Genomic DNA, 23,636 nt, shown 5'->3' with positions numbered 1-23,636 from the left:
CCGACCCGACGAAACCCTTACTACATGGGCGTTTCCGGGCGACCGGGGCTTTGCGGAAAGGCCTTCGTGGTGCCGGCACCCGGATTCGAACTGGGGACCTACCGCTTACAAGGCGGTTGCTCTACCAACTGAGCTATGCCGGCAAAGGCAGGCGCGTTGCGCGCCGGTGCGCATTCTAGCGCAGCGCGGAGCAATCTAGCGATCGTTGCCGCGTTGCGCCTGCGGCGCTCTGCAACGCAGCGGCCGTCGCCGTACTGCGCATATCGACCCACCAGCGCGATTGGCCGCTGCCGCTGGGCACCAACTGCGCGGGAAAGCCCGCGCTCACCAGACTGGCCTGACGCCGCTCGGCGCGCTCGCGGCTCTGGTACTGCCCCAGCGCAACAGTGTTGTCTTCGCCCTGGGCAATCACGTAATAGTCGCCGATGCCGGCGGCAGCAATGCGTTTGACCAAGGCCTGCGCCGTGGCGCGGTCGCCCACGTTGGGCAACATCACCCGGAACGTGCTGATCCCGGCATCGGCGTCCTCGCGCACGCTAGCGCGGCTAGCCTGGCCGCGGACGCGCGCCAGCGCAGCATCGGCATCGCTGCGTGCCGCATACGGCCCGACGCTGACACAGCGCTCCGGGGCGACCGGCGGCGCCGGCGACGGCACTGCTGCAGGCGTTGCGGCGGCGGCGGCTTCATCAACCGATGGGGAAGCGGCCTTCGCTGCCGCTGCAGGCTCGGCCGGACGGGGTGCTGTCTCGACCACCGCTGGCACTGGCTTCGGCACTGGCGTCGTTGCTGCAGTCGGCGCAGTGGCCGGCGCATTGGATGCAACCGTTGCAGCGGCTGTGACTTCGGGACGCGGCACCGCTGCTGTCGCCTTGGTCGGCAACATCGGCAGCACGTCCAATCGGGCAACACCGGGCGGTTGCGGTGGTGCGGCCGGCGGCGCCGACGGTGGCTGCAACGCCCACCACAGTGCCACCCCGGCATTGAGGATGATCAGGACAACGATGAGCGCGCGTACGTACATGCGCCGATTTTAGAGCCTGTCATGTGGCTTGGGGGGAGTGCGAAGCGTCCGGTACCGTGACGGGACAAGGCGCGCAACGCAGTCTCGGCGCCCCCGATGGTCGTTTCCGTGCATTGGCCTTCGGCAGCGCGTGCACCAGGCAGCTCTGCCTAGGCTCTACAACGCCGGTGTGCCGAGCACACCGCTGCCGAATGTCGAAGCCAGCCCAACCGGCGCCACAGCGCATCCGCTCCACACCGCCGGCGGCCAATGCCTCTCGTCCAATCCGCACAAGACGCTCTACGGCGAGGACGAATGCATCGCCCAGGTCGCCAGTCCATCCAGCACCAAGGCCGCGCGAAAGCTGGCATCGGGCAACAACGGCAGCAGCGGTGGCGCGCCGCCGCCGTGCACCAGCAGCCGCACCGGCACGCCAAGGCTGCGCTGCGCGTGGTGCAGGCTGCGCTCGATCAGCCCCACCGCCGCGCCGTCGCAGCCGGAGGTCAAGGCATCGTCGGTGTCGTTGGCCAGCTCGACATACTCTCCACCGCTGGCCGGCAACTGCACCGCACGCGCATGCAGCGCTTCGCGCATGGTGGTGGGCGAGGCGGCGATCCGCCCGCCATGGTGTTGCCCATCAGCACCGAGTACATCGATGGTCAGCGCAGTGCCCACCCCGGCCACCAGCACCGGTGCGTCGCCACGCGCACCCAGCAAGGCCAGAAAACGATCTACCCCAAAGCGGCTCGGGTCGGCATAGGCGATGCGGATGCCGGCGCATTCGGCTGCGGTCCGCACGATGCGGACCTGCTCGAAACGCTCCTGCAGGCAGGCGATCATCCGCTGCGTCAATGCGGGCGCCGCCACGCTGGCCACGTGCGCAATGCGCCCGGACGGCAACGCCGATAACGCAGCCGCATCCATCGCCTCGGCACCGTGCGCCCACGCCTGCACGTCGCCGGCGCGGTTGCCGTGCAGCGGGGCGTACTTGAAGCGCGAATTTCCCAGGTCGAACAACCACTCGCTCATGCAGGTCTCACGCTGACTTCTCCGGAGTGGAACAGGCGCACCGTTTCGCCCAGTTGCACACGCAATGCACCATCGGCGGCCAGGCCAAGCGCCACCCCACGATGCAGGGTGCCGCCTTCTTCAACCTGCACGGTGCGCCCGCTCAGCACATCCAGCGCCGCGTAGCGCGCCAGAAACGGCGCCAACCCCTGCGCTTCGAACAGATCCAGTGCCGGCAGCAGGCTGGACAGCACCGCTGCCGCCACGCTGTCGCGCGACACCGCGCGCCCGGCCAGGGTGTCCAGATCCACCCATGGTTGATCGATCGTCGCGGCGGCGGCCGGCGGCATGTGCACGTTCAAGCCCAGCCCGATCACCGCACGCGCATTGCCGGCCATTTCGCCGCCGCCTTCGATCAACAGACCGCCCAGTTTGCGCTCGCGCGCCAGCAGGTCGTTGGGCCACTTCAGACCGACATCGGCAAACCCGCAACCGCGCAGGGCTTCTGCCACGGCCACGCCCACCGCCAGGCTCAGCCCGGCCAGTTGACCCAACCCACCGCTGAAGCGGCGCGATGCCGACAGATAAATATGCGCGGCCAGCGGCGAGGTCCACTGACGGCCGCGGCGACCGCGCCCGCCGGTCTGACGCTCGGCCAGCAACACAGACATGCCGTGTTCCGGTGCCGGGCGCGCCAGCAGCGTGGTGTTGGTGGATTCCAGTGTCCAGGCCACCTCCAGCGTGGTCAGGCCCGCCACCGCGTCGGTTGCCATGGCGGCACGAATCCGCGCGGCATCCAGCAGGTCCAGCGGCGCGGCCAGGCGGTAGCCGTCGCCTGCCCGTCCGTCGATATCGACACCGGCAGCACGCAAATTCTGGATGCGCTTCCACACGGCGGCACGGGTCAACCCGGCATCGCGCGCCAACGCATCGCCGGACAGCCGGCCGCTCGCAAGTTTGGCCAGCAACGCGCGGTCATCCACGGCAACGGTTCCCAAATCGATCCGCGAAAGTATGCGCCAAGCCTTCGCGGCCGCCCAGCGCGGCTTGCGTGAGGGAGTGAAAACCGCGTTATGATCGGCGACTCACGCCGCTTGCCCTGGATGTGGACGATGCGCCGACTCACTGTTTGCCTGCTGTTCTTGTTGGCTCCGCTTGCCGCACTGGCATCGGACCAGTTGGTCGACGGCGATCATGAGAGCTGCGTCAGCACCAACTCGGCCGCACGCGGCAGAACCCCAAATGGCGACGCGGCAGCACCGGCGCGCGCGCCGCAACACAAGCCTGCGCCGGCAACCGGCGGTGGTGGCAGCGATGGCGACAGCTTGTTCCCCCGCATGCGCATGATGCCGCGCTGGCACAGTTTTCTGCCGGGCATGTTCCGCTGATCCAGTGGGTGACGCGCTGGCTGCGCTGGCCGCCGCTTGAGATTCCTGATGCGCTTTGGCAGCCGGTGTGTGACCGCTGCGCCTGGGTTGCTGCGCTCGATGCGCAACGCCGGCAACGTCTACGTGCGCTGACCGCGCAGTTCCTGGACCAAAAAACCATTTCGCCGGTCGATGGATTGCAGCTGCAGCCGCACGACCACGTGTTGCTGGCTGCCACCTGCTGCCTGCCGCTGCTGGAAATCGGCGCAGCGGGATGGCGCGGCTGGTCGCAATTGATCGTGTACCCGGACGCCTTCCGCGTGCAGCGCACCCAGATGGATGCGGCCGGCGTAATGCATGCCTGGGACGACACCTTGATCGGCGAGGCCTGGGAACAAGGTCCGTTGATCGTCAGCTGGGCCGATGTGCAAGCAGACCTGGACGACCCGCAGGCCGGCTGCAACGTGATCGTGCACGAGATGGCGCACAAGCTCGATGCACTGGACGGTGCGCTCGACGGCACGCCACCACTGCCGCGCGATCGGCAACGCCGCTGGGCGCGCGATTTTCAGCACGCCTTCGCTGCGTTCTGCCAACGCGTGGATGCCGGCCAGGACACCGAGATCGACCCGTATGCAGCAGAGGCTCCGGAAGAATTCTTCGCCGTGGTCAGCGAATATCACTTCTCGGCGCCGCAGGTGCTGCAGCGGGTGATGCCGGAGGTCGCCGCGCATCTGGTCAGCGTGTACGGGCCGTCGCCGTTCGCGTCGCAGGCGTCACGTTGATGGCGCTGCGCGATCATTGCGTGATGGTTTGAATGCATGCGCGACGCAGTTTGCATCGCGTCGGTCGCGTGAATCTGATCGTGTTTGGGCGTGTGCGCACGGTTAACGTTGGCGCCACGATGCGGCGAACTGCTTGCCTCTCACCGTCGTCGCCACGCGCACGTAGCAGTGCAGGAAGATGCAGCGCGCGGATGGGCAGGTGCAGATACCGCGCACTACGCTGAGTGGCCCGACACCAACACAACAGGCCGCTTACACCAATCCAAGATCGCGCGGCGTCGCGCCTGGAAACACGCGTTCCAGCTGCGTCGGCGACAAACCCCACAAGCGCTGCAACACGCCACCAAACAAACTGCGGTAATTGCTAAGCACCGGGTAATCGCGGTTCTGCAGCAGATGCGCTTGGTCCACCGCAACCTGCTCGCCGGCGATGCGACCGCCGCGCACGCCGCCGCCCAGCACCCAGTACGTGGTGCCATGCCCGTGATCGGTCCCCTTGCTGCCGTTCTCGCGGAAGGTGCGACCGAATTCGGAAATCACCACCACCACGGTGTCGTTCCAGGCCGGGCCCAAGGCATCGGCATACGCGGCCAGCCCTTCGCCGAGATTGCGCAAGTTGTTGGCCAGCCCGCCTGCCACGCTGCCCTGATTGGCGTGCGTGTCCCAACCGCCAACATCCACAAATCCCAGCCGATACCGCTCGCGCATCAAGCTCGCCATGCGCCGGGTTTCATCGGCAAACGTACGTGCGCTGGCGGCGCCACGGCCGGCCTGCTCCATCTCCTCGCGTAACTGCGCGGTAACCTGCTGGCGCAACGCAAGTCCTTCGCGCGCCGCCGCCGCCAATGGCGTGGCGTCGTACATCTGCGACAGGATCTGCGACTGACGCGCATCCAGCCCGCCCTTGCCGATACCCCGCAGCGAGACGTTGGGCAGATCGCCGCCGCCTTGGAAGGTCAGCGGCAACGAATCGGTGAAGGCAATCGCCGGCACGCCACTGAGAACACCCGACAGCCGCGCCATGAACCCGGAACGATAGTCGCGGTGCTTACCGGCTTGCCCGGATTCGATATCGTCCTGGGTTTCGAAGTGGCTGCGCGACACATCATCGGTGCCGGCAAACGGTACGAACGCCAGTTGATTGCGTTGCCACAACGGCAGCAAGGCATCGCGCATCACCGGGTTGAGACCCCATTGCGCGTCCAGCGCGATGGCGCTGTCGGGATTGGCCGGATCCGGCCGCGCAATCGCCAGCGTAGGCCGCGACTGGTAATAAAAATCGCTGCCATGCGGCACCAATAGATTGTTGCTGTCGTAGCCGCCGCGCAAGAACACCACCAGCAGGCGCGCACTATCGCGCGGAGCGGCAAACAGGCGACCGGCCCAAGGCAGACTCGCGGCGGCGGCAGAAGCAAGCAGAAATTGACGTCGTTGCATGGTGTACTCCCACGGCGATGCCTGCATCGCACTCGGTGATCAGCATCGGTGAATCAGCGATATGAATCAGCGGTAGTTGAAGTCCGGCGACGCCAACAAAAACCCGTTCCATTCCGCCGGCGAGCGCGCCTGCTCCAGCGCCTGCTGCGTGCCTGTCGCGAGCGACGGCGCAATCCAGAGATAGGACGCGCGCGTGTCGATGCGCGTCAGCGGCGGAATCGGCGTGTCGTTGTCGCCATCGCGCCGGAACAATTGCTTGGGCCCGCTGCCCAGCGCGCGCGCCACCTCGAACCTGCGCGCCAGTTGCCCGGAGCTGGTCCAGGCCTGCGATTGCAGCGACCACCCGTCCGGGGTGATGCGCCCGAACAGCGGCTCGCCCAGTTGCTGTACCCAACTGGCCATCGGGCCGGCATTGATCACGGGCTGGTCTTCATAGGCCAGCCGCATCGCCGAGACCACAAAGCGATTGGGGTCCTTGAACTTGCGCGGTTGCGCCTGTGCAAACTCTGCAGAATTCACCATGGTCTGCATGACCTTGGCGATATCGCCATCGCTGCGCTGGAAGGTGCTGGCCATGCGCGCGACCAGTGCCGGCGGCGGCGTGTCGCTGACGAAGTACTCGGCCATGCGCTGCGAGACGAAGCGCGCACATGCCGGCTGGCGCACCAACAGTTGCACGGCACGTTCGATTTCATCCAGCCCACCGCCGGCAATCTGCTGACCCAGCAGCATCTTGTCGCCGGGTTGATGGCGCGCTGGATTGAATTCGAACACTCCCTTGCGCACCACCTGCGGCTGGCCACGCACGGGTGCTGGCACGGGCGGCGCACCTGCGGCCTTGATCGGCACCAGGCCCGCGCCGGTGAGGATCAACGCCAGCTGCTGCACGTCCTGCTGGGTGTAGCCCCCATGCACGCCGAGAGTGTGCAGTTCCATCAGTTCGCGCGCGTAGTTTTCGTTGACCTTGCCCTTGGCGTTCTTGGCGTTGTCCAGATACTCGAGCATCGCCGGGCTTTGCAGCGTGGCCATAACAAGATCCGCAAACTTGCCGGTGGCGTTAGGGCGGATCGCGTTTTCCATGTAATCGGCGGCCATCCACTTCACGCGGCCTTTGTCGCCATACACGCTGAAGTGATTGAGCCAGAACCACACCAACTGCTCGCGTAGCTGATCCGGCGCGTACACCGCGCGCAGTAATTGCGCCTGACGCGCCTGGGTGAGCATCTGTCCGCCGCGCGCTTGCCAGTCCTTGCGCAAGGCGACTTTCTCATCGCCGTCGGGCATGGCCTGCAACCGGATCTTGTCGGCCTCGTAACGCGTCAACAAGGTTTCCAGCGGGGTGTGCAGTGCATCGAAGCCTTGCAGCTGCGCGCGTATCGGTGCCGGTAACACAGCATCGTCACTGGGCTGGAGCAGCAGCGCGCCATAGCGCTTAGGGCCAAGCCGTTGTAACTGCGCGGCGCCATCGGCATCCACACCGTAGGTGGCACGTTGCAACCAGCGCGTCTGGGTCGGCGTCAATGGCGCTTCGGCAGCGTGGCCGAGGGCGGCAACCGCACCGCCGGCAAGCAGCAACGCAAGGCGCCACCTGCGCGGCCATCGCCTGGGCGAAGGGTGCGTTTCCGCGCAAGAGACCTGTGCAACGCGCTCGATCATGCGGCTCTCCATCGCAACCACCTGCAACCGGACCAGTATGGTCAAGCAAACGTTCGAGGCGTTAAACGGTTGTCGGAGCAGCGAAGGCCATTGCCCACGGGTTCATCCGAACACGCAGGCGCGTCACAGCCCCGGAGGCAGGGTCACATCGAAGCGGGCGCCGCCCAGCTCCTGCGAGCGCACCACCTGCAGTTCACCGCGGTAGGCCTTGATCAGATCCTGCACGATCGACATGCCGATGCCATGCCCCTGCACGCGCTCATCGCCACGCACACCACGCTGCAGAATCTTGGCGACATCTTCCGGCGCAATGCCGGGGCCGTCGTCTTCCACCGACAGGATCAGGCCGGCACGCCGGCTGCCGGTGGTCGGACCCGGCTGTGCGGTCAGCAGCACCCGGCTGCGCGCCCATTTGAAGCCGTTTTCCAGCAGATTGCCGAGCAGCTCCTGCAGATCGCCCGGCTCGCCATGAAAGCGCGCATCCGGCGAAATGTCGAACTCGCACAGCACGCCCTTGATCGAATACACCTTCTCCAACCCGCGCACGATTTCTTCGGCGGACGGCTCGATCGGCAAGGGCGCGGCAAACAACTTGTGACCGCTGGAGGCCGCACGCGCCAACTGATACGACACCAGATCGTTCATACGCCGCAGCTGCACATCCATCTCTTTATGCAGATCGTGCTCGGAGGCGCCGCTGTCGAGCTGCGTGCGCAGCACCGCGATCGGCGTCTTGAGGCTGTGCGCCAGATCGGCCAGCGTATTGCGTTGGCGCTCCAGGTTGTCGCGCTCGCTCTCGATGAAGGCGTTGATGCTGTCGGTCAGCGGCTCCAGCTCACGTGGATGCTGTTCGCTCATGCGCTGAATCTCGCCGCGCTGCACCTTGGTCAGCTCGTTGATCACACGCCGCAGCGGGCGCAGGCTCCATTGCAGAATGAACGCCTGCAGCACCAACAACACCACGCCGGCACTGCCGAGGTAAAACCACACCGCGCCGCGGAAAACACGTAGCTGCGCGCCCATCGAGCGCGCATCTTCCATCACATAGATGGTGTAAGGAATCTCGCCGCCGTGTTCGCGTTCGACGTAACTGACGCCCAGGCCATAGCGATACAACTGGCCCAGGCTGCCATCGATCTGGGTCATCTCCAACGGGCCGATGAATTCTTCCTGGCGCGGCTCCAGCATGCGGCCATGCGGAATATTCGGGCCTTCGGCCGACATCGAGGTCCAGCTTTCGTCGGGACGCACGACTTCCACATACAAACCGCCACCGGGCACATCGAAGCGCGGGTCGGGCGGTTGCCCGCCGATGTAGATCGAACCGTCGCGGACAAAATCGATGTTGGCGGCGTAGGCAGAGGCGTAGTTCTTCAGCCGCTCACGCAGGTTCTTTTCGGCGGTATCGGCAAAGGCGACGTCCAGCGCGTAGCCCGCCAACGCCAGAAAGGCCACCAAGCTGAGGCTGGCGGCCAACAGCTGGCGGGCCTGCAGGGAGCGCGGCCGCCAACGTCTGTACCACTTGGAGCGGCCCGGCACCTGATCTTCCTGTTTACCGACGCGCGGACTCAGCCTTCGGTACGCGGGATGGCGAAGCGGTAGCCCCGACCACGCACGGTCTCGATGGGCTTGAGTTCACCATCCGGGTCGAGCTTCTTGCGCAGACGACCGATGAACACTTCGAGCACGTTGGAGTCGCGATCGAAGTCCTGCTGATAGATATGTTCGGTGAGGTCGGCCTTGGAGACCAGTTCGCCGGCATGCATCATCAGGTACTCGAGCACCTTGTACTCATAGCTGGTCAGATCGACGTTGGCGCCGTTGACGCTTACCGTCTGCGCCGCCAGATCCAGTGCCACCGGGCCGCATTCCAGCGTGGGCTTGCTCCAGCCAGCGGCACGGCGCAGCAGTGCGTTGACGCGAGCCAGCAGCTCTTCGACATGGAACGGCTTGACCAGATAATCGTCGGCGCCCTGCTTGAGGCCTTCGACCTTGTCCTGCCAGCTCGAACGCGCGGTCAGGATCAATACCGGAAATTTCTTGCCTTCGTCGCGCAGCGCCTTGATCAGCTCCATGCCCGACATCTTGGGCAGGCCAAGGTCGATGATGCCGACGTCGAACGGCACTTCGCGGCCCATGTACAGGCCTTCTTCGCCGTCTTGTGCAGCGTCGACAGCAAAGCCTTCACGCTTCAGACGCGCGGCAAGGGTCTCGCGCAGCGGAGCTTCGTCTTCGACCAAAAGAATACGCATGCACTCTCCCTAGTAACGTTATCGGCCAACAGCCGGGGAATTTATGAGACTGAACGCAGAACTATCTACGTTCAGTGGTTATCGCTGCGTGGTGGCGCTGGCGGATCGGGCGGGGCAGCGCTGGGCGGTGGAGCGGCCTGCGGCTGCTCTAGCTCGTCCACGGTGTGGACGCGCCCGTTCTTCATGTACTTGACCCGATTGAGGTTGCCGCCATCGTACGGCACACGCTCGGCAGCCAAAATTTGTCCACCGGTAGACCGCTGCACATGGCGGATGGTGTCCGACAAGGTGCGGCTGTTACCGCGTGCCGATGCCGGCATGCCCTCGCGACCACCCTGCACCATGGGATACCCCTGACCCCACGCCGACGGCGCGGCCAGGACACCCCAGAGGGCGACCAGGGCGACAGAGCGAGCGCGGCTGAGCGGATGGGTCACAACTGGATCCTAGCGGGTTGTTCAGGAACATTCAAAATTCGTAAAACCGAGCATGCATCACACAATGCCTGGGTTCCGTAAATTGAGCCAAATTCTTGATTTTTGGGGGTGAATCCGATCTGAACTTTTTAGCTTCGTGTTAACGCCATTCAGCCAAATGAATGCCACGAAGGAGCAGACGCCCTGCCAGCAAGGCTTTCGCGCTCGATGCCGGGCTCCGAGACCGCGATCAACAACGGCCCCGGCCTGCCTGTTCAGCTAATGCAAGCGCCGGGCCAATCAGGCGACGACGCGCCAGAGCTGGCTGTCGGTTCGCTGCAATGCCTGCTCGACAAGCTCCCAGCCAGCGCCGGGACGGTGTGCGCCCTCGCTCAGCACCTGACGGAACGCCCGCCCGCCCGGCTGCCCATGGAACAGGCCCAGCACGTGCCGGGTGATGTGCTTCAGCGCAAGCCCCTGCTCCAGTTGGGACTCTACGTAGGGACGCAGCGCCCGTAGCAGCGTCTCGCGCGACTGCACCGGGCGTTGGGTCAATGCGGCATCGAGCTGATGCAAGACATACGGGTCGTGATATGCGGCGCGACCGAGCATCACGCCATCGGTCTGCTGCAGATGCGCCAGCGCGGCGTCGACGGCGGCGATGCCGCCATTGAGCACCACCGGCACGTTGGGACGCTCCTGCCTGAGGCGATATGCCCAGTCGTAGCGCAGCGGCGGCACCTCGCGATTTTCCTTCGGCGACAGGCCCTTGAGCCAGGCATTGCGGGCGTGCACTACCACCATCGCCGCGCCGGCTGCGACGACTTGATCGACGAAGCGGGCGAACACGGCATAGTCGTCGTCATCGTCCACGCCCAGGCGGCATTTGACCGTGATCGGCAGATCGGTGGCCGCGCACATGGCGGCGACACACTCTGCTACCAGCGCCGGTTCGCGCATCAGGCAGGCGCCGAAGCGCCCCGCCTGCACGCGATCGGACGGGCAGCCGCAGTTGAGGTTGATTTCGTCATAGCCCCATTCCTGCGCGATACCGGCCGCCTGCGCGAGCAGGGCCGGATCGCTGCCGCCGAGCTGCAGCGCCAGCGGGTGCTCGACTGGATCGAACCCGATCAGCCGCGTGCGATCGCCATGGATCACCGCGTTGGCATGCACCATCTCGGTATACAAGCGTGCGGACGGCGCCAGCAGGCGGTGGAACACCCGGCAATGCCGGTCGGTCCAGTCCATCATCGGGGCAACGGACAGGCGCAAGGAGGCGGTGTAGCGATCGGCAGAAGCGGTCATCGACGGTTGGCCGCAGCTAGCGGCCATTGGAATGCGAAGCAGGATCAATAGCTTACACGGGCGTCGATGAATCTGCGGCAGTGCGGCCTGGCATGCTGAGGCGCGGTGGCGCCGGGCCCTGCCGCACGATCACCTGCTTGCTGCGCTAGGTGACCGACCGCTATCAACTGGCCGAATTCGAACATGACGTGCGGTTGTGGATCCCGCTGGTGGCGCGCTTCGGCGGTCAGCATCACGGCTATTTTCTGCCGTCGGAAAGGGCGAACAACATCGCGTTGGCGCTGTTTTCGTGTCCCTCGCACGCCGAGTACGAGCGCTATCGGGTGGCATCGCTGCAGGATGCGGGGTGTCTGTCGGCGTTCGCCTATGTGGAGCGAACGCGGTGCATCGTCAGTGACGAGCGCAACTTCTTGGGTCCGGTACTGGCGTAACGCTGCGCGCGTTTCCGGACGTAGGTGCGATTACGGGTTGCGGAAGCCCACACGCTCTTCTGCGCTCAGCGGCTTGCCGAGGGCGTGGTAAGAGGCAGCCAGGGTGATCAGGGACGTGCCCATCACCGCGTAGAAGCTCCACGAGGTGGCCAGCACATGCACCTGGCCGAACACCAGCGCGACGACGGCGGTGGCGGTGCACAGCACCATGGCGAGCAGGGACATCAGGAAAGGGATGGAGGGATCGAGCTTCATGGCCGGGGGTTCCAAGGTGCGATAGCTTCAGCATCGGCGTTCCTGGCTCGTTCTTGAACTGTTTTTTGCGCTTTTTTCGAAGCAATTTTAAGCAAGTCAGCGCGCGCTCAGTTTTATGTCAAAGCCTTGGCGCACAAGGGTTTCGACGTCAGAAATCTCCTGACGGGATGGCGGAAAAATCATCACCACCGCCAGACTTCCAACGCAGGTGTGGCGGAAAACCGACGGGATGGCCATCACGGTTTGGCGTGGCCGCATCCAGGTCGCTTACGTCACGATCGTGTGCTGTCGTTGCCCTGCTGATTTGCGCGCGACACACGGAGGTGATCGCGCCGGGCAGCCCCCAGATGCAGGCAGCAGCCTGGTCGAAGACGTGCTTGTCTGCACGCTTGCCGGAACCGTGAGACATCGTGGCCAGTGCCATGCGGAGCCATTCGGAGGCGTCGGTGCTCTGGGCTGGATGCCCTACTCGTGGTCTGTCCGCAACAAGCGCGGGGACCAAGAGCGGTTAACACCACTGGCGGGCAGTCGTCAGGTGGGTGTGGACGCCACGCTCAGAGCCGGAGTGGACGAATATGGCCACGCCGGCTCTGAGCAACGTGCGCGCCATCTGGCGGCTGCACCATCGTTTGGTGAGCTGCGCTAAACCTGCCGACTTACTCTCATGCGTTGACCGCGTGCCGAGCGCGGCCATCGAGCGCTATCGAACGTCCTGCGACTGGCTGACAACGCTAGCGACCAAGGATCGCGTAGATGCTGACGCTACGGAGCTAACGCAGCGTCCGTGTGGTCCATGCCGAATTGGTGCATCGGCCGCGCCGATCTGAAAGGCTTCGCGGCAGCGGCTGGACGATGGCCTTGTTGGCCGCTTGCGCGCGCCAAAGTGGCTGCCGTTCGGAGCATTGGTAGCGTGATGGCAAAACACGCATGGCACATGTTGCTGCGGACTACTGTGAGCGCTCCGGCCTGTGGCGCACCCTCAAGAACAGCTTACGCAGGCGCGCAACTTGCGGAGCATGCACGGCCGCAGGTCGCGCTACCGAACAAGCTCAGCGTGCCGGGGCGGTGGCGAATTCGCCGCGCTGCAGCTTGGTCACATCGTTGCCCTGCCCGTCCTTGAGGCTGAGGTCTGCGCCCTTGGCGGCCAGGTCCTTGAGCACGTCTGTCCGCTGGAACAGCGCTGCATACATCGCCGCGGTCTGGCCGGCGTTGTTGCGTTGGTCGGGGGCGCAATCGGCCTGCATCAGCCGCTTGGCGATGCCGAGCTCGCCTTTGAAGATCGCGCCCATCAGCGCAGTGTTGCCGCGTTTGTCCTGCGCGCAGGGGTCGGCTCCTGCGCTCAGCAACTGCTCTACCGCCGGGCGTTGGCCGTGGTAGGCGGCCAGGATCAGCGCGGTATAGCCCTTCTCATCGCGGGCGTTGAGGTCGTAATGCGAGCGGATGAACTCGGCCAGCATCTCCTGGCGGCCTTCGCGCGCGGCATCGAAGAAGTACTCACGTAGCTGCAGCTTGATCTGCTCGGGGCTGGACGTGGATGGGGTGGTCGCTGCGGGCGTGGCAGACGGTGAGGCAGCGATGGCTGGCGCGCACAGGGCGCTCAGCATGATCAATAGCAGAGTGCGCATATCGCTCTCCCAAGACGGGGACGGCACCGCGGCGTGGCCGCGATGCCGTCGGATGGATCAGTCCTGCAGGCTGGAGGCCAGCTGCTTGACGCGGGCCAGGTCGCCCTTGGCAACACGGGCCACACCGGTGCCGTACTCCGGGTCGGCTTTGTACAGGAACGACAGGATGATGTGCTTGCTCTCGGTGTCGGTGTTGGACAGCGACTCGCCGAAGCTCTGCACCAGATCTGCACGATCCTTCTTGCCGTAGGAGCGGTACAACTCACCGGCCTGCTTGAAGTTCTGCTCTCGGGTGATCTTGGCCTGCTGGGTGGTACCGGACAGCGGCAGTTCGCTGTAGCGCGCGGCGGTGTCCTGCGGACGCGGCTCCAGGCGGCTCGGCTCGTAGTTCACGCCGCTGCTGGTCTGACCGATGTTGCCCTGACCATCCTGATTGCCGTTATTGACGGCCACTCGCGGACGGTTGACCGGCAGGCTCAGGCCGTTGGCACCGATGCGATACAACTGGGTGTCGGCGTAGGAGAAGATACGGCCCTGCAACAGGCGGTCTTCAGACGGTTCGATACCCGGCACCAGGTTGGCCGGCGCCATCGCGACCTGCTCGGTCTCCTGGAAGAAGTTGTCGACGTTCTTGTTCAACACCATCTGGCCGACCTTCTGCTCCGGCACGTCCGGCCAGATCTTGGTGGCATCGAGCGGATCGAAATCGAACTTGGCCAGGTCTTCCGGCTTGAGCACCTGCACATACAGGTCCCACTTCGGGTAATCGCCCTTCTTGATCGCGCCGACCAGATCGTTGGTCAGGTGGCTGTAGTCCTTGGACTGGACAGCGGCAACCTGCTTGGGATCGAGGTTCTTGATGCCCTGCAACGTCTTCCAATGGAACTTGACGTAGTGCACTTCGCCCTGCGCGTTGACCAGCTTGTAGGCGTGCACGCCGTTGCCATCCATGAAGCGATAGCCGGCAGGCGTGCCTTCGTTGGAATACAGCAGGGTCAGCGTGCGCGTGCCTTCAGGCACGTGCGAGAAGAAATCGAAGCGACGCGAGTCGTCGTCGAGATTGGTGCGCGGGTCCGGCTTGAACGCGTGGACCATGTCGGGGAACTTGATCGCATCGCGGATGAAGAAGGTAGGGAAGTTGTTGCCGACCAGATCCCAGTTACCTTCGCTGGTGTAGAACTTGGTGGCGAACCCGTGCGGGTCGCGCAGCGTTTCAGGCGAGTGATTGCCATGCACAACGGACGAAAAGCGCACGAACACCGGGGTTTTTTCGCCGGCGCTGAATACCTTGGCCTTGGTCAGGGTGGACAGATCGGCAGTTGCGGTGAACTCGCCTTTGACGCCGGTACCGCGCGCATGCACGACGCGCTCGGGAATGCGCTCGCGATCGAAGCGCTGCAGCTTCTGGATCAGCTGCACGTCCTGCAGCAAGGTCGGGCCGTTGGCACCTGCCGTCTGCGAATTCTGGTTGTCGCCAACCTTGGCGCCGTTGTCGCGGGTCAGTACAGATTGGGCGAAGACCGGCGGAGCGATCAGCGGGGGGGCTAGCAGGGCTAGCACCATGAGGGATCCAGGGCGCATGGCGTCAGCTCGTGTTGAAGGACCTGAATCATGGCGAGCGGGCCGAAGTGTGAGAAGTCATTAATTATGATCGCAGCGATAGGCGAACATGATGATGACTGCGTTGCGTGATATGCATCGCTTTTCGTGTGGCAGCGTGTTGCAGATAACGCGCCGGTTTCAGCTTCAAGCGTCTCGTCCGTATTCGCATCGCATGACGTCACTACCGAAATACGTAGACCGATGCTGCACTGCAAGGCGATGCCATGCGAAAAAACACTGCATCTGCAGCAACCGATGCGATGCCTGGCAAGCAACTGCGCCCGCGTGCATGAGGTGACACAGGCTGCGCATGATCGCTCGCGGCGGCATGCCGGATGACGACGCTATCGTGCGTGGCAGTCGCTATGCGCTGCTCAAGTACAACCTTGTCGACCAAGACAAGGCGGTCGACATCACTGATCGCTTGAGATCACTGAGCGCTGCATTGGCATGCCACGTACCGACGCACTCAGCGACCGATCACCCGCTTGAACGGCGGCAAAGCGTCGATGATGCGTTTGCCGTAGCGACGCGTGAGCAGGCGCGAGTCGAGAATGATGACGCGGCCGTGGTCGTTGGAGCTGCGGATCAGCCGCCCTGCAAACTGGGTGAGCGTGCGTAGCGCATGCGGAATCGCAATCAGGTTGAATGCATTGTGGCCGCGGCTTTCCAGCCACTCGCTCAAGGTCGAGGTCTGCGGGTCGGTCGGCACCGCGAATGGCACCTGGGTGATGACCACCGTGGTGCAGGCATCGCCGGGCAGGTCCAGGCCTTCGCCAAAAGAATTCAAACCGAACAACACCGAGCCTTCGCCAGCAGCGATGCGGCGCATGTGTTCGGTGATCAATTGCGACTTGTTGCCTTCGCCCTGCACCAGCACACGGTTGCGCTGCGCCAGCGGCATCAGGTCGGCCACCTTTTCCATCTTCCAGCGCGAGGTGAACAGCACGATGCTGCCCTTGGCGTTCCAATCCAGTTCGCGCACCAGATACTTGGCCACTTCCTTGGGATGCCCTTCGCGGTCGTCCGGGGTGACCGGAAAATTGGGCACGATCAGTTCGGCCTGATTGGGCAGGTCGAATGGCGAGGCCAGCGAGGCCATTTCGGCGTGATCGGGCAGGCCGTTGTCGATGGCGAAGGACTGGAAATCGCCACCGCCGGTGAGCGTGGCCGAGGTCATCACCACCGAATCCACTTCGTTCCAGATCATCGTGCGCAGCACTTGCGCGGCCGACACGGGAGAGCAATGGCAGATCAGATCACCCTCGCGCGAGAGGGTGATCCAGCGCGCCATCGGCGGCTGGCCTTCCTTGTCTTCGCGCCGCCAGCCGCTCCACAGATTGTGTTGCTGCTCGGCCATTTCCAGCGCCAGGCCCAGGTTGCGTTGCAGCCGCTCGCGTGCGGCATCGTCCTGCTTGCCCTTGGCGATCGCACTGTGCGCGGCATGCACCCAGTTGAACAGCGCGCGGGTTTCTTCGCCCAGCTCTTCGATGGCCGGGCCCCACTGCGGCGGCAACTTGCCGTTGGCGGCACGCCACAACGGATCGCGCTCGCCAGGCTCGGGCTTCCACACGCGCTCGACCTCGGCATGGAAGGCCTTGAGCAGTTTGGACACCCGCGCGGCCACCTCAATGGCTTCGTTGGGCAGCAGGTTGCCGACCTTGTCCTTGTCCACCGCGCGGTACGCCGCGGCAATGAGAATCTGCATGCGGCCAGTGCGCTTGGCCATCTCGTCCAGCGGCAGATTGGCCGCGCCCTGGTCGATGGCCACGCCGGCGATGTGATGGCCTTCGTCGAGCACCAGCAACATGTCCGATGGCGGCGCGATCAGCGGCTGGCCGTTTTCGGCATCGCCCAGCGACAGCGAGGACAGCAGCAAGGCGTGGTTGGTGACCACGATCTGCGCTTCGCGCACATCGGTACGTGCCTTGAGCACCGGGCATTGCGCGGCATAACTGCAGCGCCGCCCCGCACAGCCGGAGGCGGGCGTGGTGATGCGCATGCGCAACGGCACCGAAACCTGCTCGGGGGCATCGTCCAGGTCGCCGCTCCAGGTGCGCGCGGCGTAGGCCTTGGCCAGCCGATTGGCCAGATCGGCATCGACGGGGCTGAGCGGGCGATCGTAGAGCGCCTGCTCGTCTTCGAACATGGCGTTCTGGCTGGTGTCGCCTTCCAGCTCGGCGGCATTGCGCGTGCACAGATAGCGGGTGCGGCCCTTGGCCAGGGCGACGGTCGCTTCCAGGCCGGTGGCCTTGAGGAAGGCCGGGATGTCGCGCTCCACCAGCTGCGACTGCAGCGCCACGGTGCCAGTGCTGATCACCAGCTTCTTTTTGGTCGCCAGGGCGATCGGCACGCCGGCGGTGAGATAGCCCAGGCTCTTGCCCACCCCGGTGGGCGCCTCGGCGATGCCGATGCCGCCGGAGGTGGCCAGCGCACGCGAGACCAGACCGATCATCTGACTCTGCGCGCGACGGGTGGCAAAACCGGGCGTATTGGCCTGCAGCTTGGCGTAAGCATCGCGGATGCCGGCCTTGATCGGGTCGGTCAGCACACGCTGGGCGGGGACGGGCGCGGACGGCGCAGCCGGTGGGGCAAGGTCACTCATCGCGCTATTTTCGCACGGACCGGCGCAGCGCCTGCGACCGATACGCGCGGCAGCTGAACCTGTTTGCCGGCTGCCCTTGCACGCTTTGGCGACCGATGACCGGAACGGATGACGCAAGCGCACACGTCGGCAGATGGCGGCGAAGGCTGCATGCGGGATCTGCGTGCACGCTGCGCTTGCCGCTTTCGATCAACCCCGGTCCTTCTGGGCGCCACTCAGAGTTGCGTTGGCGGTGCTCGAAGACCGGCGACCGCCGCGTACACCCAACGGCTGGACTCTGTGGAATGTTGGATCAACCGCGTCGCGGCCAGGCGTAGCGCGCCCAGACCACGCCGATCAAGGCCATGGCCACACCCATCGCCAGCATGCCGATGCCCACACCGGCCGGACCGAAGCGTTCGTACAGCAGTCCGCCCCGGTTGACGGTGGCCAGCGCCTGCGGATGCAGCAACGTCCAACCGCCCTGCCCTGCACAGATCAGCCCGACCAGAACGAGCGCCAACGCCTTGAGCGGGATCATGCGCGCGGACCCGCAGCAGGCGGCAGCCGTTGCAGGCTGCGCGCCAGGGTCCACACCAGCACACCGATGCCGACGCCTTGCACGGCGGTCAGCACGAAGCGGCCGACGCCCATCACCAGACCAATCTGGCGCACGTTGCCTTGCTGCAGCAACAGCATCGGAATCGCCTGCAAGGCCACCTCGGCCAGCACACAGCCCAGCAGCAGCCACAGCCCGGCCAGCGCGGCACGCCGCAGCGGCCCGTGCGGGGCCCGCCACAGCAGCACCAGCCCCAGCAACAAGGCGATCAGCATCGGCACCCGCGACAGCAGGCTGGTGATCAGGCTGAGCAGGATGTCGGTGGTGGTCATGGGCAACGGCTCAGTCTGCGCTGACCAGCACGGCGTCGCGCGCGCGCAGCGCCGCATAGACCGGGTCGGTGTCCGGGCGCACGCCATGCCACAACGCGAAACTTTCTGCGGCCTGCTCCACCAGCATGCCCAGGCCATCGATGGCGTAACGACAGTGCGCCGCGCGTGCCCAGGCCAGGAACGCGATGGCGGTTTCGCCGTAGTTGAGATCCACCGCGGCGGTCAGGCTGTTGACCAGGCCTAGCGGCAGCGAGAACGCACCGGCGTCGCGGTCGCGCCCGGCGGCGGTGGCGTTGACGATCAACTCGAAGTCGCCCAGTTCGCGCAGGTCTTCGATGTAGCGCGACACCACCCGGCCGGGTTCGCCCAGCGCATCGCACAGCGCGTCGGCGCGCTCGGGCGAGCGGTTCACCACCACCATCTCGGTGATGCCGGCATCCAGCAGCGCCGGTGCCACCCCGCGTGCGGCGCCGCCGGCGCCCAGCAGCAACACGCGACGACCGCGCAGATCCAGGCCGTGGCGATCGGTGAGGTCACGCACAAGGCCGACGCCGTCGGTGTTGTCGCCCTGCCATTGGCCATCGTTACGCACCAGCGTGTTCACCGCTCCGGCCAGCTGCGCGCGATCGCTCAGGCTGGCGGCCAGCGCAAAGGCGGCCTCCTTCAACGGCAGGGTGACGTTTGCGCCTTTGCCGCCTTCGTCGGCGAAGCGCTGCAGCGTGCTGGCGAACGCGTCCGGCGGCGCATCGATGGCGGTGTAGTCCAGCGCGATGCCGGTCTGCTTGCCGAAGTCGGCATGGATGGCCGGCGACAGCGAATGGGCGACAGGGTGACCGAACACGGCATAACGGGATACGGGCATGAAACGCTCTCTGGTTGACTAGACTGGGCGCGACTTGGAGCAGGAACACCGCATGCAACTTCGATGGACGCCGCTCGCGCTGGCGGCGAGTTTACTCTTCGTCCCGTCCGCGTCGGGACTTGCCGAGTTCGGCATCGAAGGGATGGGTGTGGTGTCCACGCCGGCCAACGAGGCGCACGCCACGCTCAGCCCGGATGGGCAACGCATCGTCTGGGCCAGCGACCGCGCCGGCGGCGCCGGGGGGTGGGACCTGTGGCAGGCGCAGCTGCGCGGCGGGCGTTGGCAGGACGCGCAGCCGCTGCCGCTCAACACCGCCCAGGACGAGATCACGCCGCTGTTCAGTGCCGATGGACGCTGGCTGCTGTTCGCCTCGTCGCGGCCCGGTGGCGCCGGTGGCAGCGATCTGTACCGCGTGCCGGTGGATGCGCAAGGCGGCCTGGGCGCGGTGCAATCGCTGGGCGCGGCGATCAACAGCCGCGGCGACGAGCGCGCACCGAGCCTGTCGCTGGACGGCACGCGTCTGCTGTTCGCCAGCGATGGCCACGGCGGTGCCGGCGGCCTGGACGTGTTTGTGGCGCGCTGGGACGGGCGCGCGTTCACCGCGCCTGCGCCGCTGCGCGACATCAATACCGCGGCCGACGAACTGGATGCGACCTGGCTCGGCGACGGGCGTGGCCTGGTATGGGCGCGCGGTGCGGTCGATGGCCCCAGCCAGTTGCTGCTGGCCGCATGCGGCAACGGGCACTACGCCCAGGGCCAGCCGTTGCCGCTGTCGTTCAACGGGCCGCAGGAGCGCACGTTTGCGGCGGTGGTGGATGCATCCAAACCGGGCGAACTGCTGGTGACCGGCAGCGCACGTGCACCACGCGCGGGCCAGCTGGATCTCTACCGGATGAAGGCGCCGGCGATAGAGGGCGATACCAGCTGCCGCTGAGGGTGGATGGATGCGCGAAGTCAAACTAAGAGCGGCTGGCAAAGCACCTCGCGCTGGTCTATTTCAAAGCAGGGGATTGTGGGTCTTCAATGCAGGGCAGCTGCGCTGCGGCTTGGTTGTAGAGCTGCTGACTTGCGGCTTGGCTGCAGGGCTACAGAGCGCTGACTCGCGGCTTGATCTGCGGCTCGGCTGCAGGGCCCACCCGCCGACCATCGCGGGACACGCTGCAAGTACGTCCTTGTCAGCTTTTACGCGGCATCCTGGCCGCGTACCGTCCCGCGATGGTAGGCGGGCAAGGACCCGTCGAAATGGTCGGTGTGCACGGTCAAGAGCAGTGCATGACGTGCATTTTGGATAATGGTGTGCCAATCCAATGCCGATGCACCTTGCGCGAAAGACGCTTTTCACGCGACCACTGACCAACTCCCCGGTGCGCTGTCCTCCCCGCTTGCGGGGCCCTGTGGCGGCATGGATGCCGGCACCGAGCCTGCACGGACGGATGCACGGCCTGTCCCGCGAGCGGTGAGGGCGCCGCGCACTCGACCAACCAGGCTTTGACGTGTTGTTAGCCCCTCCAAGGCTGCGACGCAGTGGTCATGACTGCGCTCAGTACACATCGCGCCGATAGCGGCCCGCTGCCGTCAGCGCGTCCACGCGGGTGTCGCCCAGCAGTTCGCGCAGCGTGACGTCGACCGCGCGCGCCATGCTGTCCAGGCTGCCGCAGACATGGATCACCGCACCGCGGTCGATCCAGTGCCGTAGCGCGTCGCCGGCATCGCGCAATTGATGTTGCACGTAGCGCTTATGCGGCTGATCGCGCGAGAACACCCAGTCCAGTTGTTGCAGATGACCGCTTGCCTGCCAGGCCTGCAGTTCGTCGGACAACAGCCGGTCGTGTGCGGCATTGCGTTCGCCGAACAGCAGCCAATGCCCGTGCACGCCGGCCAGCTCGGCCTCGCGCAACAAGGCGCGCAAACCGGCGATGCCGGTGCCGTTGCCGATCAACACCATCGGCGCCGCTTCGATGCGATGGAAGCCGGGATTGGTGCGCAGCCGCGCGCGCACTGCCGCCCCGATCGGCGCATGACAGATCAACCAGCCCGAGCCCAGCCCTGGACTGCCATCGCTACGGGTGGTCAGGCGCACCACCGCCGTGGCCACGCCATCGGCCGGCACGCTGGCCAGAGAATAGTCGCGCGTGGGCAACCAGTCGCAGGCATCCAGCCAGGTCTGTGGATCCGGACACGGCACGGGCGGCGGCGCGGGCGCGGGCGGCAGCACCCGCTCGGCAGCGGCCTGATGCAGCGGCAGCAACTGCGCATCGACATGCACCAACGCATCGGACGGCAGGCCCCACGCTGCCAGACACGCACGCACCTGCGCATCGGCGTGCGCAGGCTGCACTTCGAGGATATCGCCCGCCTGCCAGTGCGCCTCAAGCGGTGGCTGCAGGTCGATGCGCCAGATCGGCGCGCCCTCGCTGCCCGGGTTGAGATGGGTGCGCGACGACAGCGCCCACTGGGTCAGGCGCGGACGCGTCAGCGCAACCGCGGCCAGCGGCGCGCCGGCAATCTGCGCCAGCTGTGCATGCCATTGCGCCAGCGCCTGCGGATCGGCGTTGTCCATTTCCACGGTGGGAAACAGCGCGCGTGCACCCTGCGCGTCAAGCCACTGCTCGATACGCCGCGAAAACCCGCAAAACTGCGCGTATTGGCGGTCGCCCAGCGCCAGCACCGCGTAAGCCAGCTGCGGCAAGCCGATGCGTTGGCGCATCAGTTCGCGCTCGAACCCACGCGCCGCATCCGGCGGCTCGCCATCGCCGAACGTGCTAATCACCAGCAAGGCGTGCCGGGTGGCCTGCAGTTGCTGCACATCCACCTGCGCCAGCGCGCGCACCTGCACCGGCAGGCCGGCCGCTTGCAGATGCCCGGCCGCCTGCCAGGCCAGCCGTTCGGCAAAGCCGCTCTGGCTGGCGAAGGCGATCAACCATGGCTCAGCCTGCGAGGCCGGCGGTGCGTTCTGCAGCACCACGCGTGCGGCGCGCAGCTCGCGCTTCTTGCGGCGGCGATCCAGGTACAGCATCCAGCCGCTGATGAAGAACACCGACATGCCGAGGCTCGCCAGCATCACCACGATGCGCCCCGGCAAGCCGAAGAAACTGCCCGAATGCAGCGGGAACATGCTCACCAGCCATTGCTGGCCGCGCGGCAACCGCGCGTAATCCTGGCGCTGCAGCAAGGCGCCGCTGGCGGCGTCGATTTCCAGATTGTCGTAGGCGCGGTCGTGGTCGGGCCGATCCGGCAAAAACCGCACGCTCATCGGCTGCCCGGCACGGGTGGGCACCCGTAGATCCAGCGCAGCGTGATGGGTGCCCGGGATACCGTCCAGAGTGCGCTGCACACGTGCGAAATTCACCGTCGCCGGCCGATGGTCGCCCCCGTCGCCGCGCATGGCCGGCTCCTTGCCGAGCAAGGCCACCATGCCGTCGCGGTACCAGTCGTACGACCAGGTCAGCCCGGTCAGCGCGACCAGCAGATAGACCAGCAGACACCAGGTGCCGAACACCGCGTGCAGGCTCCACAGAAAACTGCGCCCCTGCCGCCGCCATTCCACCACCCACCAGGTTCGCAGGCTCCACCAGCGCCGCGGCCAACGCAGATACAGCCCGGACGCGCAGAAAAACAGCAGGATCAAGGCGCACGCCCCGGTCACTGCCTGGCCGCGCTTACCCGCGGTCAGATTGCGGTGCAGATCCTCGATGAACGCAAACGCCCCGCTCAGGCGCGGTGCGGCGACACGCGCGCCGGTGTAAGGATCGAAGTACACGCGCCCGCCGCCCTTGCCCGCCAGACGTGCGGTGGATGGCCGCGCGCCGGTGGGGTCGATCAGCATGCGTGTCACCGCCTGCTGTTTTCCTGCATCGCGCGGCAGAAGGTCGAGGCGCTGCAGCAACACATCCACCGGCAACACACGATCGCCGGCCGCGTGCCGCACCGCCAGCTGCGCGATGGCCGGGTTAGCCAGCCGCACGATTTCGTTCTCGAAGGACATCAGCGCGCCGGTCACGCCCATCACCGACAGCACCAGACCGGCGGTGATGCCGAGCAGCCAGTGCAGTTGGAACAGAACCGTCTTGAACACGCGCGAACAACCTGAAGCAGCAGGGCTCGCCATTGTAGATGAGAATCGTTATCGCAGCTGACGCACTTGGTTCGATCGCGGTTGC

22 protein-coding genes and 1 tRNA gene are annotated in these 23,636 nt (G+C 65.7%); 4 read left to right on the top strand and 19 right to left on the bottom strand.

The window, feature by feature from the left end; translation table 11 throughout:
- Positions 1–67 precede the first annotated feature (67 nt).
- The 4 genes from VC212_RS14710 to birA all read right to left on the bottom strand — a co-directional run bounded on the left by VC212_RS14710 (position 68) and on the right by birA (position 3,006).
- Positions 68–143, bottom strand: a tRNA-Thr gene (locus tag VC212_RS14710).
- A 32-nt stretch (positions 144–175) separates the two neighbouring features.
- Positions 176–1,021 (bottom strand): SPOR domain-containing protein, encoded by an 846-nt coding sequence (locus tag VC212_RS14705; RefSeq protein ID WP_323526210.1) that lies wholly within the window; start codon positions 1,019–1,021, stop codon positions 176–178.
- Between the two features lie 279 nt (positions 1,022–1,300).
- Positions 1,301–2,029 (bottom strand): type III pantothenate kinase, encoded by a 729-nt coding sequence (locus tag VC212_RS14700; RefSeq protein WP_323526208.1) that lies wholly within the window; start codon positions 2,027–2,029, stop codon positions 1,301–1,303.
- Positions 2,026–3,006 (bottom strand): bifunctional biotin--[acetyl-CoA-carboxylase] ligase/biotin operon repressor BirA, encoded by a 981-nt coding sequence (gene birA, locus VC212_RS14695; RefSeq protein WP_323526207.1) that lies wholly within the window; start codon positions 3,004–3,006, stop codon positions 2,026–2,028. The genes VC212_RS14700 and birA overlap by 4 nt, the downstream gene beginning before the upstream one ends.
- 75 nt (positions 3,007–3,081) lie before the next feature.
- Between birA and VC212_RS14690 the strand changes: the two genes are divergently transcribed.
- Both VC212_RS14690 and VC212_RS14685 read left to right on the top strand, forming a co-directional pair.
- The gene (locus VC212_RS14690; RefSeq protein WP_055847189.1) at positions 3,082–3,396 is read left to right on the top strand and encodes a hypothetical protein; all 315 of its coding nucleotides are present in this window, start codon (positions 3,082–3,084) and stop codon (positions 3,394–3,396) included.
- An 8-nt stretch (positions 3,397–3,404) separates the two neighbouring features.
- Entirely contained in the window at positions 3,405–4,160 is a 756-nt protein-coding gene (locus tag VC212_RS14685; RefSeq protein WP_323526206.1) for a M90 family metallopeptidase, read from the top strand.
- A 252-nt stretch (positions 4,161–4,412) separates the two neighbouring features.
- Here the strand turns inward: VC212_RS14685 and VC212_RS14680 are convergent, their stop codons facing one another.
- The 6 genes from VC212_RS14680 to dusA all read right to left on the bottom strand — a co-directional run bounded on the left by VC212_RS14680 (position 4,413) and on the right by dusA (position 11,226).
- A complete protein-coding gene (locus VC212_RS14680; RefSeq protein WP_323526205.1) occupies positions 4,413–5,597 on the bottom strand; it encodes a DUF1501 domain-containing protein in 1,185 nt (394 codons plus the stop codon).
- A gap of 66 nt (positions 5,598–5,663) precedes the next feature.
- The gene (locus VC212_RS14675; protein ID WP_323526255.1) at positions 5,664–7,265 is read right to left on the bottom strand and encodes a DUF1800 domain-containing protein; all 1,602 of its coding nucleotides are present in this window, start codon (positions 7,263–7,265) and stop codon (positions 5,664–5,666) included.
- A gap of 111 nt (positions 7,266–7,376) precedes the next feature.
- A complete protein-coding gene (locus VC212_RS14670; RefSeq protein WP_172797239.1) occupies positions 7,377–8,747 on the bottom strand; it encodes a sensor histidine kinase in 1,371 nt (456 codons plus the stop codon).
- 74 nt (positions 8,748–8,821) lie between these two features.
- Positions 8,822–9,505: a response regulator transcription factor gene (locus tag VC212_RS14665; protein WP_002808458.1), complete on the bottom strand. Its 684-nt coding sequence runs from the start codon at positions 9,503–9,505 to the stop codon at positions 8,822–8,824.
- Between the two features lie 71 nt (positions 9,506–9,576).
- A complete protein-coding gene (locus VC212_RS14660) occupies positions 9,577–9,885 on the bottom strand; it encodes a hypothetical protein (RefSeq protein WP_055850192.1) in 309 nt (102 codons plus the stop codon).
- 336 nt (positions 9,886–10,221) lie between these two features.
- Positions 10,222–11,226, bottom strand: coding sequence for a tRNA dihydrouridine(20/20a) synthase DusA (gene dusA, locus VC212_RS14655; RefSeq protein ID WP_323526204.1), 1,005 nt, complete (start codon positions 11,224–11,226; stop codon positions 10,222–10,224).
- Positions 11,227–11,375: 149 nt separating this feature from the next.
- On the opposite strand from dusA, the gene VC212_RS14650 reads away from it, so the two are divergent.
- Complete coding sequence (locus VC212_RS14650) at positions 11,376–11,657, top strand: NIPSNAP family protein (protein ID WP_323526203.1); 282 nt, start codon at positions 11,376–11,378, stop codon at positions 11,655–11,657.
- A gap of 30 nt (positions 11,658–11,687) precedes the next feature.
- Here VC212_RS14650 and VC212_RS14645 read toward each other — a convergent pair whose 3' ends face one another.
- The 8 genes from VC212_RS14645 to aroE all read right to left on the bottom strand — a co-directional run bounded on the left by VC212_RS14645 (position 11,688) and on the right by aroE (position 19,476).
- Positions 11,688–11,912: a hypothetical protein gene (locus VC212_RS14645; protein ID WP_055847177.1), complete on the bottom strand. Its 225-nt coding sequence runs from the start codon at positions 11,910–11,912 to the stop codon at positions 11,688–11,690.
- Between the two features lie 148 nt (positions 11,913–12,060).
- The gene (locus VC212_RS14640) at positions 12,061–12,336 is read right to left on the bottom strand and encodes a hypothetical protein (protein ID WP_323526202.1); all 276 of its coding nucleotides are present in this window, start codon (positions 12,334–12,336) and stop codon (positions 12,061–12,063) included.
- Between the two features lie 625 nt (positions 12,337–12,961).
- On the bottom strand, positions 12,962–13,537 hold the full coding sequence (locus tag VC212_RS14635; RefSeq protein WP_055847175.1) for an ankyrin repeat domain-containing protein: 576 nt from the start codon (positions 13,535–13,537) through the stop codon (positions 12,962–12,964).
- A gap of 57 nt (positions 13,538–13,594) precedes the next feature.
- Positions 13,595–15,100 carry a catalase KatB gene (katB, locus tag VC212_RS14630; RefSeq protein WP_323526201.1) on the bottom strand — a complete coding sequence of 502 codons (1,506 nt, stop codon included), beginning with the start codon at positions 15,098–15,100 and terminating at the stop codon, positions 13,595–13,597.
- Between the two features lie 508 nt (positions 15,101–15,608).
- Positions 15,609–17,744, bottom strand: coding sequence for an ATP-dependent DNA helicase DinG (dinG, locus tag VC212_RS14625; protein ID WP_323526200.1), 2,136 nt, complete (start codon positions 17,742–17,744; stop codon positions 15,609–15,611).
- Between the two features lie 292 nt (positions 17,745–18,036).
- Positions 18,037–18,264, bottom strand: a complete 228-nt coding sequence (locus tag VC212_RS14620; protein ID WP_323526199.1) for a hypothetical protein — start codon at positions 18,262–18,264, stop codon at positions 18,037–18,039.
- Positions 18,261–18,614: a hypothetical protein gene (locus tag VC212_RS14615; RefSeq protein ID WP_055847164.1), complete on the bottom strand. Its 354-nt coding sequence runs from the start codon at positions 18,612–18,614 to the stop codon at positions 18,261–18,263. The genes VC212_RS14620 and VC212_RS14615 overlap by 4 nt, the downstream gene beginning before the upstream one ends.
- A 10-nt stretch (positions 18,615–18,624) precedes the next feature.
- Positions 18,625–19,476, bottom strand: coding sequence for a shikimate dehydrogenase (gene aroE, locus VC212_RS14610; protein WP_055847161.1), 852 nt, complete (start codon positions 19,474–19,476; stop codon positions 18,625–18,627).
- 52 nt (positions 19,477–19,528) lie between these two features.
- Here aroE and VC212_RS14605 point away from each other — a divergent pair, with 52 nt between their 5' ends.
- Entirely contained in the window at positions 19,529–20,410 is an 882-nt protein-coding gene (locus tag VC212_RS14605) for a TolB-like protein (protein WP_323526197.1), read from the top strand.
- Between the two features lie 606 nt (positions 20,411–21,016).
- Here VC212_RS14605 and VC212_RS14600 read toward each other — a convergent pair.
- Positions 21,017–23,551, bottom strand: coding sequence for a sulfite reductase flavoprotein subunit alpha (locus VC212_RS14600; RefSeq protein WP_323526196.1), 2,535 nt, complete (start codon positions 23,549–23,551; stop codon positions 21,017–21,019).
- Positions 23,552–23,636 lie beyond the last annotated feature (85 nt).

The organism is Xanthomonas sp. WHRI 8932A, from assembly GCF_035012785.1.
Classification (GTDB): domain Bacteria; phylum Pseudomonadota; class Gammaproteobacteria; order Xanthomonadales; family Xanthomonadaceae; genus Xanthomonas.
Note: the sequence above shows the minus strand (reverse complement) of the source record. Positions and strands in the feature narration are given on the sequence as shown.